The organism is Streptomyces sp. NPDC088147, assembly GCF_044741565.1.
Classification (GTDB): domain Bacteria; phylum Actinomycetota; class Actinomycetes; order Streptomycetales; family Streptomycetaceae; genus Streptomyces.
Genome location: NZ_JBIUSY010000006.1, coordinates 396,940 through 416,447 on the forward strand (window position 1 = coordinate 396,940; position 19,508 = coordinate 416,447).

Here is a 19,508-nt window from a genome sequence, read left to right on the forward strand (position 1 = left end):
GCGCTCTTGGGTCCGGGCGGCGGGAGGTACGGCGAGGGCGAGGTGCGTGGCGGCGGTGCGTCGCGTCGTACGGTCGAATCGATTCGATGGTGCGATGTCGCGATGCTAGGCGCTCGCCGAAAAGGCGACAAGGGCGCCGCCGGGCGCGGCGCCGGTGAGGTGACGACCCGTCAGCAGCGCTGCCGGTGGCCCTGCCTGCCGTGATTCACCGGGGTCCGGGCGCGGCTCCGGCGCCGTTCAGCCGACCGGTCCCTTGCGGGCGGACGCGCGGGCGGGGGCGGCGTGGCGCTCTCCCCACACGCGCAGCTCGGTGAGGACGGGGAAGAGGTCCCGGCCGACGCCGGTGAGCAGGTACTCGTCCCGCGGCGGGCGGTCGCAGTACCTGCGGCGTTCGATGATCCCCACCTCCTCGAGTTTGCGCAGCCGCAGCGCGAGGGTCTCCCGGGGGGCGCCGGTATTGGCCTGGATCTCCTTGAACCTGTGGACGCCGAAGGCCAGCTCCCGGACGACGAGGAGACTCCAGCGCTCCCCCACGACCTCGAGCGCGTCGGCGATGGGACACTCCCGCGGCGCCACCGGCTTCGTCGATTCGAATTTCTGACTCACTCTGGTACTGTAACGCTCGTCGGTGGATTCGAAAATCGAACTGACGTGGCGAGCGTGTCCGCGACAGCGGCTCTCACCACCCCGTACTCCGCGGGAGCCGGGCGATCGGCCAGCGTTGTGTGCCGCCGCTTCCGCCGCACCGCCCAGAACAGGAGACCGACATGACGTCCGTTCTCATCACCGGCGCCTCCAGGGGAATCGGCCGGGCCATCGCGATCGAACTCGCCGCCCGCGGCCACAGGGTCGTCGCCACCGCCCGCCGTCCGGAAGACCTCGACGATCTCCCCGTCGACCGGCGTCTGCGCCTCGACGTCACCGATCAGAAGAGTGTCGACGAGGCCCTCCGTGACTCCGGAGAGATCGACGTGCTCGTCAGCAACGCCGGCGCGACGATCCGCGCGCCCCTGGAGAACGTGCCCGTCTCCGAGGTGGAAGCCCTCTTCCAGCTCAACACCTTCGGACCCCTGCGGATGGTGCAGGGCGTGCTGCCCGCCATGCGCGAACGAGGCGCGGGCCGACTGGTTTTCGTCTCCAGCGTCCAGGGCCGGCTCGTCGTGCCGATCATCGGCCCCTACGCCGCCAGTAAATGGGCGCTGGAGGCGTTCGCCGAGACGCTGGCCGTCGAGGCGGGCCACTTCGGCGTCAAGGTGAGCATCCTCCAGCCGGGCTCGGTCTCGTCCGGCGGAGCCGAGCGCGCCAGGTCCTTCTTCGCGGAGAACGACCCCTACACCCCGCTGTTCGAACAGTTCGGCCCTCTGCGCGGCACGTCCGTCTTCGAGACCATCACCCCCGAGGAAGTGGCCGCCGCGGTCGCCGACACGATCGAGCGGCCCGATCCTCCGCTGCGCGTCCCGGTGGGCGCGCCCGCCAGGACCGCCCTGGAGGCCCGCAAGGCGGCACCGGAGGACGCTCCCTTCGTGCCGGTCGCATTGGACTGGTAGCCGCGCCGCCCACGCGCGTCCCCTAGCGCGTGGGCGAGCCGAGGGGATCCGGGCCCGGCAGCAGGACCGGGCGTATCAGCAGATGGCCCACGGACTCGGCGAGCAGTCGCGTACTGGCCTCCGCGCCCCGCCCGGTGGCCTCGCGCAGCGCCGCCGCGGCGGCCACGGCGAGCCGGGTGACCTCGGTGGCGAGCGTCTCGACGGGCAGCTCGATCCGGGGCAGCCGGTGGCTCGACGGATCACCGGGCAGGGTGCCGATCACCACGACGGTGAGGTCCTCGGGCACCCGGAGACCGGCCGCGTTCATGGACGTCAGGATGTGGTGGTGCGCGGAGGGATGCTGCACGATCAGCGCGGTCGGCCGCTTTCCCGCTCCCCGGTCCGCGCGGTCCCCGAGCAGCGCGCCGAGCCGATGGGCCAGTCTGCCCGGGTCGTCGAGCGAGTGGACGACCGTGACGGCGGCGCCGGTGGTACGCGCGCCCCGGCGGGCGCCCGCGATCCCGCGCAACGCGTAACTGCGCCGGGCCCTGACCTCTGATTCACCCGGCGCCAGATACACCATCTCGCGGTGCCCCGCCGCGGCCAGCTCACCCACCGCGAGGGCCGCCGCCTCCTCCCAGTCCAGATCGGTCCACGGGAGGGCGTCCTCGTCGGCGGGCCGCCCGATGAGCGCCGCCGGGAAGGCCAGTTCCCGTACGACGTCGATCCGCGCGTCCTCCATGTCGACGGCCATCAGCACCGCGGCATCGGCGAGACCGCTGAGCGCCACCCTGCGCAGCCCTCCGGCCTTGTCCTGGGACGTGCTCAACAGGAGGTCATAGCCGAGTGCGTTGGCGGCGTCGCTGACGTCGATCGCGAACCGGCCGTCCACGGAGTCCTGGAGCCCGGCCGCGCGGGGCAGCGCCAGGGCCAGCACCTGCGTACGGCTGCTGCGCAGCGTCCGCGCGCTGGCCCGGGGGTGGTAGCCGAGGGCGTCCACGGCCTCCCGCACCCGCCGGCGCGTCTCCTCGGAAATGCTGCGGGAGCCGTTGAAGACATACGAGACGGTGCTCGGGGCGACCCCGGCCCGCCGGGCGACGTCCCTGATGGTAGCCATCCTCGACCCCTTCGACGGTGTGGGTACGACGCCGGAGAGGATCCGGGGAACGTGCGGCGGCCGCCGTTCGCCATCGTATCGAACAGCCCTGTGGCGCCCGGGAACACGGGTCGTCCCGGCCGCACCGGGCGGGCGTGCGGCGGGGCGTCCGTCTGGCGTGGCGGCGACCCGGGAAGATGAACCTACAAGCGACCGTCACCACCCAGATGGAGGAGTGCGCAGATGGCACACGAACGAGCGGGACAGCAGGCGCGGCCGGAGGATCTGATCGATGTCGCCCGGCTGGTCACCGCGTACTACGCGCTGCGTCCCGACCCCCGGGAACCGGGCCAGCGCGTGGCGTTCGGGACCTCGGGGCACCGCGGGTCGTCGCTGGCGACCGCGTTCAACGAGGACCACATCGCGGCGACCAGCCAGGCGATCTGTGAGTACCGGACCCGGCAGGGCACCGACGGGCCGCTCTTCCTCGGCGCCGACACCCACGCGCTCTCCGAGCCCGCCCGGGTGACCGCCGTCGAGGTGTTCGCCGCGAACGACGTGACCGTGCTGATCGACAGCGCCGACGGCTACACCCCCACGCCCGCCGTGTCGCACGCCATCCTCGCCCACAACCGCGGCCGTTCCTCCGGCCTGGCGGACGGTGTGGTCGTCACGCCGTCCCACAACCCGCCCGCCGACGGCGGGTTCAAGTACAACCCGCCCAACGGCGGCCCGGCCGGCTCCGACGCGACCAACTGGATCCAGGACCGGGCCAACGAGATCATCGCGGGCGGTATGAAGGACGTACGGCGAGTGCCCTACGTCCGCGCGCTGGCCGCGCCGGCCACCGGGCGCTACGACTTCCTCGGCACGTACGTGGCGGATCTGCCGGCCGTGCTCGATCTGGACGCGGTGCGCGCCGCGGGCGTACGCATCGGCGCGGACCCGCTGGGCGGCGCGTCGGTGGCGTACTGGGGCCGGATCGCCGAGGAGCACCGGCTCGATCTGACGGTGGTCAATCCGCTGACCGACCCCACCTGGCGGTTCATGACGCTGGACTGGGACGGCAAGATCCGGATGGACTGCTCGTCGCCGTACGCCATGGCCTCGCTGATCGACCGGCGCGACGAGTACCAGATCGCCACCGGCAATGACGCCGACTCCGACCGGCACGGCATCGTCACCCCGGACGCCGGGCTGATGAACCCCAATCACTATCTCGCCGCCGCCATCGCCTATCTGTACGCGCACCGTGAGCGGTGGCCCGCGGGGGCGGGCATCGGCAAGACGCTGGTCTCGTCCGGGATGATCGACCGGGTCGCCGCCGACCTCGGCCGTCAGCTGGTCGAAGTGCCCGTCGGTTTCAAGTGGTTCGTGGACGGGCTGATCGGCGGCTCGCTGGGCTTCGGCGGCGAGGAGTCGGCCGGGGCGTCCTTCCTGCGCCGCGACGGCGCGGTGTGGACCACCGACAAGGACGGCATCATCCTGGCCCTCCTGGCCTCCGAGATCCTCGCGGTCACCGGCAAAACGCCCTCCGAGCACTACGCGACACTCACGGGCCGCTTCGGCGAGCCCGCCTACGCCCGTATCGACGCACCGGCCACCCCGGCGGAGAAGGCGGTCCTGGCCCGGCTCTCGCCCGAGCAGGTCACGGCCGACACCCTCGCCGGGGAGCGGGTCACGTCGGTGCTCACGGAGGCGCCCGGCAATGGCGCGCCCATCGGGGGCATCAAGGTGACCACGGAGAACGCCTGGTTCGCCGCGCGCCCTTCGGGCACCGAGGACGTCTACAAGATCTACGCCGAGTCCTTCCAGGGGCCCGGCCATCTCGCCCGGGTGCAGGAGGAGGCCAGGAGCGTCGTCTCTGCGGCCCTGGAAGGCTGAGAGCGGCGGGCCGGGACCCGGCACGAGCGAGACGACGTCCCTCGTACGCGGACGGGCGGTACGTCCCCGACGGGCGGATCGCTACGTCCCCGAGAGGCGGACCGGTACACGCCGTACGCGTACGCGTCCGTTACGTCCGGGAGCGGGACGGACCGTGCCGGGTCCCGGCCGGGCGCGCCCCGGCTCCGCCCCCGGTCACGCCGCGGGAAGGGCCAGCTCCGCCCAGATGGCCTTGCCGCTCGGAATCTGGCGGGTGCCCCAGCGGTCGGTGAGCTGGGCGACCAGCAGCAGGCCGCGCCCGCCCTCGTCGTAGACGCGGGCCCGGCGCAGATGCGGCGCCGTGGTGCTGGTGTCGGAGACCTCGCAGGTGAGCGCGCGGTCACGGATCAGCCGCAGCTGGACCGGGCCCGCGCCGTGCAGGATGGCGTTGGTGAACAGCTCGCTGACCACCAGTTCGGTGGTGAAGGTCAGCTCTTCCAGCCCCCAGGCGGCCAGTTGGCCGATCGCGTGGTCGCGGGCGTCGGCGACCAGCGCGGGTTCGGCGGGCAGGTTCCAGGTGACCACCTGGCTGGCGTCGAGGGCGTGGGTGCGGGCGACGAGCAGGGCCACATCGTCCACCGGGCTCGGCGAGAGCAGCGTACGGAGCACGGTGTCGCAGGTGGTCTCCAGCGAGGGCGACGGATGGGTCAGGATCTCGCACAGCCCGTTGACGCTGGAGGTGATGTCATGTGCGCGGTCCTCGATCAGACCGTCGGTGTACAGGACGAGCGTGCTGCCCTCCGGGACCTCGAACTCGGCCGATTCGAAGGGCAGATCGCCCAGGCCCAGGGGCGGCCCGCCGGGCAGTTCGAGCAGGCTGACCATGCCGTCGGGGGTGGCGAGGGCGGGCGGCGGATGGCCGGCCCTGGCGGCGCAGAGGCGGCGGGAGACCGGGTCGTACACCGCGTACAGACAGCTGGCGCCGATGTCCGCGTCACTGACCGGGTCGGTGCTCTCCGAGGCGAGCCGTCCCACCACGTCGTCGAGATGGGTGAGCAGTTCGTCCGGGGGCAGGTCGATGTCCGCGAGGGTACGGACCGCCGTACGCAGCCGTCCCATGGTGGCGGAGGCGTGGATGCCGTGTCCGACGACATCGCCGACGACCAGTGCCACCCGGGAGCCGGAGAGCGGGATGACGTCGAACCAGTCGCCGCCCACGCCGTACTGGGAGTCGGCGGGCAGATAGCGGGTGGCGACCTCGACGGCCGACTGCGGGGACAGCCCGCGCGGCAGCAGGCTGCGCTGAAGGGTCTCGGCGGTGCCGCGTTCGCGGGTGTAGCGACGGGCGTTGTCGATACAGACGGCGGCGCGGCTCACCAGCTGCTCGGCGAGGGTCAGATCGTCCTCGGCGAAGGTCGTCGCGTGCAGCCGGCGGGAGAAGAGGGCCACGCCCAGGGTGCTCCCACGGGCGACCAGCGGCGCCGCGACGAGCGAGTGGACACCGAGGTCGGGGAGCCCGACCCGCGCGCGATCGGCCATCCAGGCGCGGTAGTCGGGGTCCCACGGGCCGGTGAGCACCGCCCGGCCCGTGGCCAGGCAGCGGGCGGGCGGCGAGGTCTCCGGATAGCTCGCCGCCTCTCCGACGCCGAGGGCGGCCTCCGGGGCCTCCCGCGCGTGGGCGGACTCGTGCGCGACCCTGCGCATCGGGACCACGCCGGAGACGGGGCCGGCGGTGGGCTCGTCTCCGCGCAGCACCGAGTCGAGCAGATCGACGCTGATGAAGTCCGCGAAGCGGGGCACGGGCGTACCGGCCAGCTCCTCGGCGGTACGCGTCACATCCAGTGTGGTGCCGATCCGCATGCCGGCCTCGTTCAGCAGGGCGAGGCCCTCACGGGCCCAGTACTCCTCGCTGATCTCGAATCCGGTGAGCACGATGGCGGTCACCCGCCCGGCCTCGTCCTTGAGCGGGGCGAGGGAGAGCGCCCAGGCGCGGTCACGTTTCTCGATCGACGCCCGGTGGAACGTCCGCGCGTCCACCGCCTCGCCCGTGCTCAGTACCGTCCGCAGCGCCCGCAGGACTTCGGCGTTGGTATGGCTCTCGGGCAGGAATCCGGTCCCCCGGGCCCGCATGTCGTCCTCCGTGCGGCCGATGACCCGGCACAGTGCCTCGTTGGCGTGCAGCAGCCGCAGGTCCGTGCCGTAGATCGCGATCGGCACCCCGGAGTCGGTGAACGCCTGCCGCATCAGGGCCTCTTCGTGACCGGGGCCCGGTGATGCCGCGGCCGCGGCCAGCAGCCAGCGGGTGTCCCCCTCGCCGGTTCGCAGCGGGAACGCGAGCAGCTGCACGTCGCGTCGGCCGCCGTCCCGGTGGCGCGCCGTCACCGTGCCGCTCCACGGCTCCCCGTCGGCCAGCGCCCGGCGCGCGGAGTCGGGCGGATCGGCCGAGAGCAGCGCCCCGGCCGCGTGTCCCACGGTGTCGGCGGCCCGGAAACCGAGCAGCGCCTCGGCGGCGCGGCTCCACCGCGCGATCACACCTTCCGCGTCGACGGCAGCCGTGGCCCATCCCCCGCCCCCGGGGGACGCGTCCCCCGCCTCCCCGGAGACCACGCCACGCGTGTCATCCATATGTCCTCTCTCCCCGCCGGGCGCTGCCCGTCAGGTACTCGGACGACCGGAGTCCTCCGCGGACCGTGAAACAAGATTACGACTTCGCCCGGATAAGCCCCTTTGGCTGATATTTACCCCATGTGGCCCCTCAGGACACCGAGCGCTGTCCCCGGAGGGCCCGGCTCAGAGCGGGGCGCCGGGCGGGATACGGGGTACGGGGCCGGGCAGCGCACATCGTCACCGGCCAGCGGCCGGGGCCCCGGGCCGGTCTCCTCAGCCTTCGGCGGGCTCGGCGGGGATCTCGTAGGCGAGCCGGAACCGTTCGCCCGGCACGACGAGATCCGCGGTCTCCAAGGGGCGTTCCGCCGCGTAGTACGTGCGCTCGATGGCGGCGACGGGCGCGCCGGGGGCCAGATCGAGTACGTCCGCCTCCGCGCGGGTGGCGGTGCGCGCGGTGACGGTCTCGGTCGAACGGGTGATCCGCAGGCCGATGTACGACATCCGGGCCACCACGCTGCTGCCCGCCATGGGGCCGGCCCCGGGGAGCGAGACGGGGGTGCCGCCGGTGATGCCGAGCGGCTCCCAGCTGACACAGAACATCGCCGGTCTGCCGTCTCGGGTGATCAGGTACTCGCTGCGGATCACCGGTTCCGCGGCGGGAACGCCGAGCCGGCGGGCGATCTCCTCCGGCGCCTCGCCCGTGGTGGAACGCGGCGTTCCGCGGACCGAGCGGCCGTCGTCGTCCGTGAGGCCGCGTCCGCCGCCCGTGACCGCGAGCCTGCCCTGGAGCCGCTCCTGCGTCCATGACCGGGCCATCGTCCGGGACGAGGGGCGCTCCCGTACGAACACACCGCGCCCCGCGCGCCCCTTGGCCAGTCCGTCCGCGACCAGGACGCGGACCGCCGAGGCCGCGACGTTCGAGCCGACGCCGTAGTCGCGTGCCAGCTCGGCGCGCGAGGGGAGCGGATCGCCCGGCGCGAACTCACCCGCCTCGATCCGGCGCCGTAGGTCATCCGCCATCGCCCGGTAGGCAGCGACCGCCATCCGCGTCTCACTTTCTGGACAGAGTCTCAATCCGTGAGAAGTTTTTTCCGGGACCGGACGATCCGGGGGATCACGAAACGGATCTTCCGGATGACTCACCGCACACTTGTTGCATCAGGTGAGGCCAACAATCCACTTTCCCGCGCAGTCTGCCACGCGGGCTCGCCGCCTGTTGCATCAGGTGCCCGCCCCACCAGGGGTCCCAGGAACCCCCGCGCCCCCTCTGAACAGCTCCGTTGTGGGCCTTGAAGGGCTTTGCGCGGGGGCCGTACCGGAGCTAACTTTCAGCTCCGGCCCGGCGGCCACATCCAGCCGGCCGGACCACATGGTGGACATGCACGTGGACACCCAGGGCCGATACACCGCCGAGGGAGGAGGACGGACACCATGAGCGACGACACGCGCCGACGCGCCGGGGTGGGCGAGCACACGGCCGCCGCCCGCCGCGTCCTGCTCACGCCGCCCGTTCCCGGAACCCTCGCCCACGGACCGCGGATCACCGCCGCGGTCCGCGCCGCCGAGCTGACGGGGCAGCCAGGTCTCGCCGCCCGGTACCTGGCCATGACGCCGCGCGGCGCCGTCGCCCCCGACCCGGCGCTGACCGGGGCGGTGCGCGATTTCACCGACCGTGTCACCCTCGCGCCCGGCGCGGCCGGACCCGGCCTCCTGCGTGCGCTGACCGCGCGGGGGCTGGACGCGCCCGCCGTCGTCGCCCTCGCCCAGATCTGCGCCTTCGTCGCGTACGAGGCGCGCGTCGCCTCCGGACTCGCCCTGCTGGACGGCGAACCGGCGGCCGAGTCCGTCGAGCACTCCCCGGCCCCGTCCCCCGCCGGGCCCCGGCCGCCCTCGGCGGCGCGCTTCACGCTGGACGAGCTGAGCTGGCGCCCGCGGATCCCCGCCGTGGACGCCGACGCGCTCACCGCCGGACAGCGGGCCGTCCTGGACGCGCACGCCACCCTGTCGGCCGCGTCGCCGTACTACCGCACCCTGCTGCACGACCCGGCCGCGCTGGACCACCGGACGCATGTCTACAACGCCGTGATGTACGGCCGCGGCGGTCTGCCGCGCGCCGAGCGCGAGTTGGCGACCCTGCTGGTCTCCCGGGCCAACGGCTGCGTCTACTGCGCCTCCGTGCACGGCCGGAAGTACGCGCTGTTGTCGCGCGACGAAGCGACCGCCCTGCGGGTGCTGCGCGAGGGGGGCGACGCGCTCGCCGACGACGCGCGCGGCCGGGCCCTCGCCCGCTTCGCCGAGGCCCAGACCAGCACGCCGCCCCGCGGCGGCCCCGCCGAGGTGGCGGCGCTGCGGGCGGCCGGTCTGACCGAGGCCGAACTCACCGATCTGGTACACGCCGTGGCCCTCTTCGGCTGGGCCAACCGTCTGATGCTGGTCCTCGGCGACGCCGAGCCCCTGCGACGCCCGGACGCCGATGTCCCGCGCGACGACGCACGGGAGTCCTGTAGCAGGACGCCGGACCGGAACCCACGGACAGGCGACGCGTAACCGTCCCCGTGGTCCCCGATCCGACGTCGCCCCGCGCTGAACTCCCACCCGATCCCCTCCTCGCCCTCGTCCTCCGACCGGAGACCGCCATGCCTTCCCAGCGCCCGTCCCCGCGCCCGTCCTCGCGCCCCTCCCCGCGTCTGTCCCTGCGCCCCGCCCTCGTGACCGCCGCCGTACTGACCGGCACCGCGCTGCTGACGACGGCCTGCACCTCCTCCGCCACCTCGCCGTCCGGTTCCTCCGGCGGCTCCGGGGGCAAGCAGACCGTCACGTTCATGGGGTTCTACGGCACCTTCCAGGACGCCTTCACCAAGACGGTCATCCAGCCGTTCGAGAAGGCCAACCCGGACATCACCGTCACGTACGTGCCCGTTCAGAACTCCTCCGAGGTACTGGCCAAGCTGCGCGCGAGCACCTCGCGACCGGTCGCCGACGTCGCGCTGATGGACAGCTCCGTGGCACCGACGGCCAACAAGGAGAAGCTGTTCGCACCGCTCGACGCGTCGAAGGTGCCGAACCTCGGCCGTCTCGTCGACAGCGCGAAGAGCAAGGACGGCCACGGCCCCGCCGTCACCTTCGACAGCCTCTCGATCCTCTACAACTCCAAGAACGTCGAGAAGGCGCCCACCAGCTGGAACGACCTCTGGAACGCCGCGTACAAGGGCAAGCTGGCGATGCCCGTCGCGGACACCCGGGGCGTCGCCCTGATCATCGCCCTGGAGAAGATCCTCCGCGCCGACTACAAGCAGGACATCGGCCCGGCGATCGACAAGCTCAGGACGCTGTCCCCGGCCGTCCAGACCTGGCAGCCGTCGCCCGACGTCTACACCGCGATCCAGTCCGGTGACGCGGATGTCGCGGTCGGCTGGAACGCCCGCGGCCAGTACTACAAGGACTCGTCGGACGGGGTCGTGCAGCCGGTCCTCCCCAAGGAGGGCACGGTCACCCAGGTCAACACCATCAACCTGGTCAACAACTCCGCGCACACCGCCGCCGCGCAGAAGTTCATCGACTACGCGATCGGCGCGGAGGCACAGAAGGCGTTCGACGACGAGGCGTTCTACGCTCCCGTCAACAAGGACGTCCGGCTCGCCGCCGCGACCAAGGAACGCACCCAGGCCTCCGCCGAGCAGCAGAGGAACCAGATCCCCGTCGACTGGAACTGGCTCACCCCGCGCTACACCGACTGGGTCGACCGCATCAAGCGGGAGGTCATCGGTGGGTGACACACCGCCTCCCGCGCCCGTCGTGGGCGCCGCCGGGCATCTCGTGCTCGACGGGCTGGCCAAGACCTATCCGGGCAAGGACGGCGCCGCCGTGCGCGGCATCGATCTCGCCGTCGAGCGCGGCTCGATGCTCGCCGTCCTCGGCCCCTCGGGCTGCGGGAAGTCGACCACGCTGCGCATGATCGCCGGTCTGGTCCCGCCCACCTCGGGGACCGTACGGGTCGACGGCCGGGACATCACGGACGCGCCGGTGCACCGCCGTGACATGGGCGTGGTCTTCCAGTCGTACGCACTCTTCCCGCATCTGGACGTGGCCCGCAACATCGCCTTCGGGCTGGAGATGCGCAAGATCCCCAAGGCGGAGCTGAAGCGCCGGGTGGACGACGCGCTGGGCCTCGTACGGCTCGGTCATCTCGCCGGACGCCGGATCGGCCAGCTCTCCGGTGGTCAGCAGCAGCGCGTCGCGCTGGCCCGCGCGCTGGTGGTGGAACCGGCCGTGCTCCTCCTCGACGAGCCGCTGTCGAATCTGGACGCGCGGCTGCGCTCCGCGATGCGTGACGAGATCTGCCGGATCCAGCGCGAGACCGGTGTCACCACGGTCTTCGTCACCCATGACCAGCAGGAGGCCCTCTCCATGGCCGATCGCGTCGCCGTCATGAACCACGGCCGCATCGAGCAGGTGGGCACCCCTGAGGACATCTACGAGCGGCCCGCGCGTCCGTTCGTCGCGGAGTTCGTGGGCCGGGCCAATCTGCTCGACGGTACGGCGGGCGATCCGGACGGCGAGCGGACCTCCGTCGAACTGCCGGGCCTCGGAACGGTCTCCGCGGCGGGCGCCCGTGTGGCGAAGGGCCGTACGGCCACGGTCATGCTGCGCCCGCACCGCATCGCCCTCACCGCCGTCGCGCCCGGCACCGGCGGGGCCCGGGGCACCGTCCTGTCGGCGGGGTACGCGGGCGAGACCGTCGCCTACCGGGTGCGCGTCGGCGACACCGGGCCCGTACTGGACGTCGAACGGCCCACCGGCGCACAGCGGTCGTTCGGCCCCGGTGCCGAGGTGGAGCTGTCCTGGGACCCGGAGGCCCCGCGGCTGGTGGCCGCCGTCGGGGAAGGCGAACCCACGGGGGCCGCCGAGCCCGCCGGCATCACCGGAGCCGCCGGAGCCGCCGGGATCGCCCGGGAGAGCCGGTCATGACGGTGGACCCCGCGGAAGCCCCGGAAGCCGCGCAGGCCGTGGAAGCCCCGGACGGCACTCGGACCGCACGGCCCGCGAACGCCCCGCCCGCCGTCAACGTGCCACCGCGCGGACGCGGCCCCGGCCGGCTGGCGCTCGCCCTGCTCGCGCCGGGCCTGCTGGCTCTGCTGCTGACATACGCGCTGCCGCTCGTGTGGGTCCTGCGCATGTCGCTGAACGAGTCGGGGGAAGGCGGCGCGATCCGGCAGACCTTCTCCCTCGCCACTTTCGGGCATGTGCTCGGCAGCGGCCACTACTGGAACGTCATCGGCCGGACGGTCGAACTCGGCGTCCTCGTCACGGTCTTCACCCTCCTCGTCTCCTACCCGGTGGCGCTCTTCCTGGCGCGCACCACCAGCCGGTGGCGCGGCCTGCTCATCGCGCTCGCCGTCACCCCGCTGCTGATCTCCTCCGTCGCGCGCACCTTCGGCTGGATGGCGATCCTCGGCAGCCAGGGCGTCATCAACAAGACGCTGACGGGCGCCGGGCTGATCGACGGCCCGCTGCCCCTGGCCAACAACCTCACCGGCGTGGTCATCGCCTCGACCGAGATCTACATGCCGTTCGCCATCCTCGCGATGATCAGCGGATTCGGCCGGCTCGACCCGGCGCTCGAACACGCCGCCGCGTCGCTGGGCGCGCCCCGCCGTACGGTGTTCCGCCGGATCGTGCTGCCGCTCACCCTGCCGGGCGTGCTCACCGCCGCGCTGCTGGTGTTCGTCCTCAGCCTGAGCGGCTATGTGACGCCCCGGCTCATCGGCGGCGGCCGGGTCTTCGTCCTGGCCACCGAGATCTACGACGAGGCCATCACGGCCCTGGACTGGCCGGTGGCGGCGGTCCTCTCGGTCCTGCTGCTCGCCGTGTTCGGTGTGGTCATCACGCTCTATCTCCGGGCCCAGCGGGCCCTCGAAGCCCGCTTCACCGGGCCGCGGGAGGCAGGTTCATGAACGCGCGCCGGCTGACCTCGACCGTGTGGGCCGTGGTCCTCACCGTCCTCTATCTGTTCCTCCTCGCGCCGATCCTCATCGTGCTCGTGGAATCCTTCGACACCTCGTCCTATCTGCGGTTCCCGCCCGAGGGGTTCGGGCTCGACGCCTACCGGCAGGTCTTCGCCAACGAGGCGTTCCGCGAGGGGTTCCGGGTCAGCGGGCTCACGGCCGCGGCGACCGCGCTGCTGGCGATGGTCACGGGCGTACCGGCCGCGCTCGCGCTCACCCGGCTGCGGTTCCGGGGCCGCGCCGCCATCGAGGCGGCCTTCCTCTCGCCGCTGCTGGTCCCGCACATCGTGCTCGGGCTCGCCCTGCTGCTGATCCTGGCGCCGATCCCGCTCACCGACACGTACACGGGTCTGATCCTGGCCCATCTCGGGGTGACCGTGCCGTATGTCGTACGGACGGTCTCCGCGTCCCTGGTGTCCGCGGATCCGCGGGCCGAGGAGGCGGCCCGTACGCTCGGCGCGAGCGGGCCGATGACGTTCTGGCGGATCACCCTGCCGGCCATCAGGCCCGGTCTTCTCTCGGGCGGCATCATCGCCTTCCTGCTGTCCTTCGACGAGACGGTCATCTCGTTGTTCGTCTCGGGGCAGCGGACGGTGCCGCTGCCGGTGGCCGTCCTCCAGTACGTCGAGTACCGCAGCGATCCGTCCGTGGCCTCGCTCTCCGTCCTGCTCGTGCTGCTCTCCGTCGTCGTGGTCGTGGTCGTGGAGCGCGGCCTCGGTCTGCGGCGCACGCTGCGCTCCGGCTGACGGCCGCGTCCCCCGACCCCGCCTCCCCCGGCACCTCTCCCGCGACTCCACTCCCTCATAGCCCGATCCCCCTCCGTCCCCCGACTCCGGCCCCTTCCAAGGAGGTCCACCGTGTCCGTGACCCAGGCGCAGCCCCTCGATCCCACCGCACTGCACCGGGACAGCGTCGTCTTCAACGCGCTCGACTGCACCCCGCTCTCCTGGGCGGACGAGACCTACCTCGGCAAGCTCGCCGCCTCCGGGGTCACCGCGATCAACCACGCGGTCTCCATCTCCCAGGGGTACGACGACGCGGCGGCGGGGATCATCGGCTGGCAGCGGCGGCTGGCGGAGACCGGCGGGCGGGTGTTCCAGGGCTTCGGCCTGGACGATGTGGCCCGCGCCAAGGCGGCGGGCGCCGTCGCGTGGTTCGCCGGATTCGAGGACAGCAAGCCGGTGGGCGAGGACCTGTGGCGGCTGGAGGCGCTGTACCAACTGGGCCTGCGCTTCATGGGCTTGACCTACCAGAACCGCAACTACGCGGGCGACGGCTCCGGCGAGAGCGCCAACGGCGGACTGAGCCGCTTCGGCCGCTCCCTGGTCAGGGAGTCCAACCGGCTGGGCGTGGCGCTCGATCTGTCGCACACCGGCGAGCGCTCCACGCTGGAGACCATCGAGATCTCCGAGCGGCCCGTCCTCGTGACCCACGCGGGACTGACCCGCTTCGTGGCCAGTCCGCGCAACAAGAGCGATGTCGTGGTCCGTGAACTGGCCGCGCGCGGCGGGGTGTTCGGGCTGGCGGCCAAGTCCGGGTTCCTCAGCCCCGACGGTCTGACCCGGCGTCCCGGCGCCGAGGTGTTCGCCGACAACATCGACTGTCTGGTCGAGCTGGCGGGCATCGACCATGTCATCGTCGGCACGGACGTCGGCGACGAGCGCAAGTACTCGCGCGAGGGCATGGCGCGGGTCCGCCGGCTCTACCCGGAGATCCCGATCGTCGGCGAGGACCTCGATCTCGACCGAATCCATCCCGAGGGCCTCGGCACCCCCGCCGATCTGCCCCGGATCACCGAGCTGCTCGTCGGCCGCGGCTACACCGCCGAGGACATCGGGAAGGTCCTCGGCGGCAATATGCACCGCGTCCTGACGGAGATCTGGGGCACGGGCGCGTGACAGCGCGCCCGGTCACCGACCCGCTCATGGGCTCGCTCGTCGGCCCGGTCCGTGTCGCGGTCGTCGGGGCGGGGCCGCGCGGTACCGCCGTACTGGAACGTCTCACGGCGAATCTCGGCCCGTCGGGGCCCTGGGCGGACACCCCGGCCGAGGTGCATGTCGTGGAGCCGCACACCCCGGGCGCCGGGCGGGTCTGGGATCCAGGGCAGCCGGAAGAGCTGCTGATGAATACCGTCGCCGGGCACGCGACCGCGTTCCCGGACGACACCGTACGGATGGAGGGACCGGCCACGACCGGTCCGACCCTGGTGGAGTGGGCGCGCGACCACGCGCCCGGCGCCGCGTCCGGCCTCCGGCCCTGGGAGCATCCGCGGCGCGCGCTGATGGGCCGTTATCTGGCCTGGTCCCACGAGCGGATCGTCCGGACCGCCTCGCCGAACATGCGGATCGTCGTCCATCCCACGCGGGCCGTCGGTCTCGACGAGGCACCGGAGGGCCGGCTGCGGCTGCGGCTCGGCGACGGGACCGAGCTGGTCGTCGACACGGTGCTGCTCGCCACCGGCCACACCGATCAGCGGCCGGCCCCCGGCGCGCTCGAACTCGCCGCCGCCGCGCGCCGGCACGGGCTGGCGCATCTGCCCCCGGGCCACCCCGCCGAAGCCCGGCTCGACCTGCTGCCGCCCGGGGAGCCCGTGCTCGTACGGGGCCTGGCGCTCAACTTCTTCGACCAGCTGACGGTGCTGACCTCCGGGCGGGGCGGGCGCTTCGAACAGGCCGGCCCGGCCGGCCGGCTCCGCTATCTGCCGTCCGGCCGTGAGCCGCGCCTGCTCGCCGGTTCGGGGCGCGGCGTGCCGTATCTGGCGCGCCGTCAGGTGCCGGGCCGGATGCCCACGGGCCACCGCCTCCGGTTCTTCGACGCGGCGGCGACCGGGCGGCTGACCGCGCGGGAGCCGGGCACGGTCGGCTTCCTGGCGGAGGTGTGGCCGCTGATCGTGAAGGAGGCGGGAGCGGCCTGGTACCGGACGCTTCTCGATGTACGTCCCGGGGCCGCGCGGTTGCCCGCCGCCGTCCTCCTCGACCGGTACGCGGCGGCAGGCGACGGATACGGCGCGGAGGCCGACCCGGTCGCGGAGCAGTTGTACGACCCCGCCGACCGCTTCGATCCGTTCGCCCTGGACAGGCCGTTGGACGGGCGGCGGTTCCGTGACCGCGCGGTGTTCGGAGCGTGGCTGGCGGAGCGGCTGTACGAGGACCTGGACGCGGCCCGCGCACCGGAGCACACCCCGCTCAAGGCCGCCGCCGCGGCGATCGCGGCGGTGAAGGGGCAGGTACGGCGGGTGGTCGCCGCGGGCGTGCTGAACGGGCCGTCGCACCGCGAGCTGTCGTGGTTCCGGTCCTTCGGCGCGCATATCGCCAGTGGTCCGCCCGCGAGCAGGATCGCGGAGCTGGCGGCGCTGTACGAGGCGGGGGTGGTCGAGTTCGTGGGCGCGCGCCCGGCCGTCGCCGTGGACGCGGCGGCGGGCGCCTTCGTCGCCACGTCCCCGACCACGGACGGCCCCCCGGCGACGGCGCGGGCGCTGCTGGACGCCTGGCTCCCGGGCGCCGATCTGGCCCTGAGCGCCGACCCGCTGCTGCGCGGACTCGTCGCCTCGGGACTGGCCCGCCCGCACAGGGCGGGCTCGGCCTCCGGCTCGGGCTCCGGCTCCGGCTCCGGCTCCGGCTCCGGCTCCGGCTCCGGCAACGAGGGCGTCGCGACGGGGGCCCTCGATGTCGCCTCGCCGTCCGATCTCCGCGTGCGCGACGCGGCGGGGCGACCGCATCCTCGGCTGTTCGCGTTCGGCATCCCGGTCGAGGGGGTCCACTGGAACACGGCGATCGGCGCACGGGCGCGCGCCGACGCGGCGATGTTCCGTGAGGCGGACGCCATCGCCCGCTCGGCACTGAGGGCGGCCCGCGTCCGTCCGCACGCGCGGTAGAGCCCGTGCGGGCGGTGGGCCCAAGCAGGCGGTGGAGCCGACACGGGCCCCGGGCCGGAAAGGCCGTCAGTCCTGGCCCGCGGAGCCGCCGAACCGGGCCGCCGGGCCGTCGAGTTGCCGGGTGAGCGGATCGAAGCCGTCATCGGCCCGGGGAGCGTGGGCGCGCAGGAACGTGTCGACCGCGGCCCGTCCCACGGTGCGCAGTTCGGCGTCGGACACCTCGCGCGTGCCCAGCCGGGTGCGCAGCTCCATCGGGCCCGTGAGCAGCGCGAGGAACTGCTCGGCGGCCAGGTCGGGATCGCTGGTGCGCAGGCGCCCGGAGAGCGCGAAGCGTGCCAGGCGGTCGGCGAGCGCGTCGTGGAGGCGCTGCGGGCCCTCGCGCTGGATGGTCTCCAACAGGTCGGGAAACCTGGCCGCTTCGGCGTTGAGGAGCCGGCGCAGCGCCTGGGACTCCGGGTCGCAGTGGTTCTTCAGGATGCGGTGGCCGGCTTCCTCCAGCATGGCGCGCACATCGCCGTCGGGCTCCCGGAGCTGTTCGAGCGCCGCCGGCCCCGCGCCGCTCGTACGGCCGACGGCCGCCAGCATCGCCTCGCGGAACAGCGTCTCCTTGTCCCCGAGGTGGTTGTAGATGGTGGGCTTGGCCACGCCCGCCTCGGCCGCGATCTCCCGTACGCAGGACTGTCCGTACCCCTCACGGGCGAACGTCCTGAACGCGGCTTCGAGGATCGCCTGCCGCTTGTCGATGCGCCCGCGCGGCGCCTCACGTCTGCTCGCGTTCGAGGTCTCGGCTCCGTTCACCTCGGCAGCGTACCGCGTCACCCCAATACATGAACCAAACGGTACATTTTTCTGATCGATTCGGTTGCCGGAGACCTTGACGGGTCGTTATGTGGAACCGCCCGGTTCGTCGCGCCCTCCGTACGCATCCCGCTGGTCCTGGGCGTCGCCCGCGTCGCCCTGATCCTGGCGGCCGTCGGCAGTGGCGCCGCGGCCGGCGCTGGCGCCGGAATCGGTGGATTCCACGGGGCCCACTGGTTCGCGTGCGCGGTCACCCTGGTGATCCTTGCCGCCGCACCGGGACGGGCCGGCGGACAGGCTCCGGGCCGCGGCCTCCCGTTCGACGGGCGTCCGGCCGGCGCGGAGAATGTGGAGGGGCGGGACCGTGGCTGCCGCCCGGCAGCACGTGACCTGGGGAGCCGCCGAGGTGTGCGGCGACCCGCCGGCGAGGTGGCGGACGATGCCGACGTGGCGACTGCGGGACTTCCACGACGATGATCTGGACGCCGCGATCCAGATCTGGGACCAGGACCGGCATGACGATGCGCCGCCCGTCTTCCCCGTCTCCGAGGTCATGGCCGCGGCCCGGACCGGCGAGCCCGCCGTGGTCGCCGTGGTCGGCGACGATCTGGTGGGGATGGCGGTGGCCCGGACCCAGGGCGAGCGGGCCTGGATCACACTGGTGGCTCTCGCCGCGGCGTGGCGTCAGCGCGGGATCGGCAGCGCCCTCATCGCCGAGCTGGAGCGGCGCCTGCGCGTCCACGGGGTACGCCGGATCGGCGCGCTCCTCGCCCCGGGCGCCACCGGAGACACCGCGCTGCGGAACTCCGGCTACCGGACGCGCGAGGGACTCGTCCTCTACGAGAAGGTCGAGCATCTCGGCGCCGGTGACGCGGGTCTGCTCACCGAACTCGGCGGGAGGGTACTGCCGCAGGGCCTCTGGGACGCCCTCGCGGGAATGGAGCGGGAGAAGGAGACCATCGAGCGGCGGATCGTGCTGCCCCTGACCGAACCCGCGCTGGCCGACCGGTACGGGGTGACGCCACCGAAGGCGGTGATCCTCTTCGGACCGCCGGGCACCGGCAAGACCACCTTCGCCAAGGCCGTCGCCTCCCGGCTGGACTGGCCGTTCGTGGAGCTGTTCCCCTCCCGGCTCGCGGCGGCCGGTGTGGGGGGCCTGGCCACCTCGCTGCGGGACGCCTTCGCCGATCTGGCCGAGCTGGAGACCGTACTGCTGTTCATCGACGAGGTCGAGGAGATCGCCGCCGCCCGCTCCGGTCTGGCCGTCGATCCCGGGCACGGGGTCACCAACGAGCTGCTGAAGCTGATCCCCGGCTTCCGTGACCACGACGACCGGTTGCTGATCTGCGCCACCAACTCCGTCCGGTCCCTCGATCCGGCGTTTCTGCGCCCCGGCCGGTTCGACTACGTCATCCCCGTCGGTCCGCCCGATCCGGTCGCCCGCGAGGCGATCTGGCGGCGCTATCTCGGCCCCGCCACCGAGAAGGTGGATCTCGGCCGGCTGGTCACGGCCAGCGAGATGTTCACCCCCGCCGACATCGAGTTCGCCGCCCGCAAGGGCGCCCACGCCGCGTTCGAACGGGAGGTCGTCGACCGCCGGGGCGAGCCGGCCAGTACGGACGACTACCTGGCGGCCGTCGCCGAGACCCGGCCCACACTCACCGATCAGGCGCTCACCGCGTTCCGGGAGGACATCGAGCGCCATGTACGGATGTGATGCCGGGGCCGGGGTCAGTGCC

Annotated in this window: 15 protein-coding genes; 10 read left to right on the forward strand and 5 right to left on the reverse strand. The window is 73.0% G+C overall.

Annotated features, from left to right (window positions below):
- Positions 1 to 237: 237 nt before the first annotated feature.
- Positions 238 to 606 (reverse strand): helix-turn-helix domain-containing protein, encoded by a 369-nt coding sequence (locus tag ACIOGX_RS22625; protein WP_356507952.1) that lies wholly within the window; start codon positions 604 to 606, stop codon positions 238 to 240.
- Between the two features lie 161 nt (positions 607 to 767).
- On the opposite strand from ACIOGX_RS22625, the gene ACIOGX_RS22630 reads away from it, so the two are divergent.
- Positions 768 to 1,547, forward strand: a complete 780-nt coding sequence (locus tag ACIOGX_RS22630; protein WP_401761776.1) for an SDR family oxidoreductase — start codon at positions 768 to 770, stop codon at positions 1,545 to 1,547.
- Between the two features lie 22 nt (positions 1,548 to 1,569).
- On the opposite strand, the gene ACIOGX_RS22635 is transcribed toward ACIOGX_RS22630, so the two are convergent.
- The gene (locus ACIOGX_RS22635) at positions 1,570 to 2,643 is read right to left on the reverse strand and encodes a LacI family DNA-binding transcriptional regulator (RefSeq protein ID WP_401915610.1); all 1,074 of its coding nucleotides are present in this window, start codon (positions 2,641 to 2,643) and stop codon (positions 1,570 to 1,572) included.
- Positions 2,644 to 2,865: 222 nt separating this feature from the next.
- Between ACIOGX_RS22635 and pgm the strand changes: the two genes are divergently transcribed.
- Positions 2,866 to 4,506, forward strand: a complete 1,641-nt coding sequence (gene pgm / locus ACIOGX_RS22640; protein WP_401915614.1) for a phosphoglucomutase (alpha-D-glucose-1,6-bisphosphate-dependent) — start codon at positions 2,866 to 2,868, stop codon at positions 4,504 to 4,506.
- Between the two features lie 195 nt (positions 4,507 to 4,701).
- On the opposite strand, the gene ACIOGX_RS22645 is transcribed toward pgm, so the two are convergent.
- Together ACIOGX_RS22645 and ACIOGX_RS22650 are read right to left on the reverse strand one after the other, a co-directional pair.
- Positions 4,702 to 7,110 carry a SpoIIE family protein phosphatase gene (locus tag ACIOGX_RS22645; RefSeq protein ID WP_401915617.1) on the reverse strand — a complete coding sequence of 803 codons (2,409 nt, stop codon included), beginning with the start codon at positions 7,108 to 7,110 and terminating at the stop codon, positions 4,702 to 4,704.
- A gap of 255 nt (positions 7,111 to 7,365) precedes the next feature.
- The gene (locus ACIOGX_RS22650; RefSeq protein ID WP_383969214.1) at positions 7,366 to 8,136 is read right to left on the reverse strand and encodes a GntR family transcriptional regulator; all 771 of its coding nucleotides are present in this window, start codon (positions 8,134 to 8,136) and stop codon (positions 7,366 to 7,368) included.
- 387 nt (positions 8,137 to 8,523) lie between these two features.
- Here ACIOGX_RS22650 and ACIOGX_RS22655 point away from each other — a divergent pair, with 387 nt between their 5' ends.
- The 7 genes from ACIOGX_RS22655 (at position 8,524) to ACIOGX_RS22685 (ending at position 16,971) form a co-directional block, all read left to right on the forward strand.
- Positions 8,524 to 9,639 (forward strand): peroxidase-related enzyme, encoded by a 1,116-nt coding sequence (locus tag ACIOGX_RS22655; RefSeq protein ID WP_401915619.1) that lies wholly within the window; start codon positions 8,524 to 8,526, stop codon positions 9,637 to 9,639.
- An 89-nt stretch (positions 9,640 to 9,728) separates the two neighbouring features.
- Positions 9,729 to 10,865, forward strand: a complete 1,137-nt coding sequence (locus ACIOGX_RS22660) for an ABC transporter substrate-binding protein (protein WP_401915622.1) — start codon at positions 9,729 to 9,731, stop codon at positions 10,863 to 10,865.
- Positions 10,858 to 12,060 (forward strand): ABC transporter ATP-binding protein, encoded by a 1,203-nt coding sequence (locus tag ACIOGX_RS22665; RefSeq protein ID WP_401915624.1) that lies wholly within the window; start codon positions 10,858 to 10,860, stop codon positions 12,058 to 12,060. Before ACIOGX_RS22660 ends, ACIOGX_RS22665 begins: the two co-directional genes overlap by 8 nt.
- The gene (locus ACIOGX_RS22670) at positions 12,057 to 13,046 is read left to right on the forward strand and encodes an ABC transporter permease (RefSeq protein WP_401915627.1); all 990 of its coding nucleotides are present in this window, start codon (positions 12,057 to 12,059) and stop codon (positions 13,044 to 13,046) included. Before ACIOGX_RS22665 ends, ACIOGX_RS22670 begins: the two co-directional genes overlap by 4 nt.
- Positions 13,043 to 13,843, forward strand: a complete 801-nt coding sequence (locus tag ACIOGX_RS22675; protein ID WP_356507972.1) for an ABC transporter permease — start codon at positions 13,043 to 13,045, stop codon at positions 13,841 to 13,843. Before ACIOGX_RS22670 ends, ACIOGX_RS22675 begins: the two co-directional genes overlap by 4 nt.
- A gap of 111 nt (positions 13,844 to 13,954) precedes the next feature.
- Positions 13,955 to 14,995, forward strand: coding sequence for a membrane dipeptidase (locus ACIOGX_RS22680; RefSeq protein ID WP_356507974.1), 1,041 nt, complete (start codon positions 13,955 to 13,957; stop codon positions 14,993 to 14,995).
- Positions 14,992 to 16,971, forward strand: a complete 1,980-nt coding sequence (locus ACIOGX_RS22685; protein ID WP_401915631.1) for an FAD/NAD(P)-binding protein — start codon at positions 14,992 to 14,994, stop codon at positions 16,969 to 16,971. The genes ACIOGX_RS22680 and ACIOGX_RS22685 overlap by 4 nt, the downstream gene beginning before the upstream one ends.
- Positions 16,972 to 17,037: 66 nt before the next feature.
- Here ACIOGX_RS22685 and ACIOGX_RS22690 read toward each other — a convergent pair whose 3' ends face one another.
- The gene (locus tag ACIOGX_RS22690; RefSeq protein WP_356507978.1) at positions 17,038 to 17,769 is read right to left on the reverse strand and encodes a TetR/AcrR family transcriptional regulator; all 732 of its coding nucleotides are present in this window, start codon (positions 17,767 to 17,769) and stop codon (positions 17,038 to 17,040) included.
- Between the two features lie 439 nt (positions 17,770 to 18,208).
- On the opposite strand from ACIOGX_RS22690, the gene ACIOGX_RS22695 reads away from it, so the two are divergent.
- Complete coding sequence (locus ACIOGX_RS22695) at positions 18,209 to 19,486, forward strand: GNAT family N-acetyltransferase (protein WP_356507980.1); 1,278 nt, start codon at positions 18,209 to 18,211, stop codon at positions 19,484 to 19,486.
- Positions 19,487 to 19,508 lie beyond the last annotated feature (22 nt).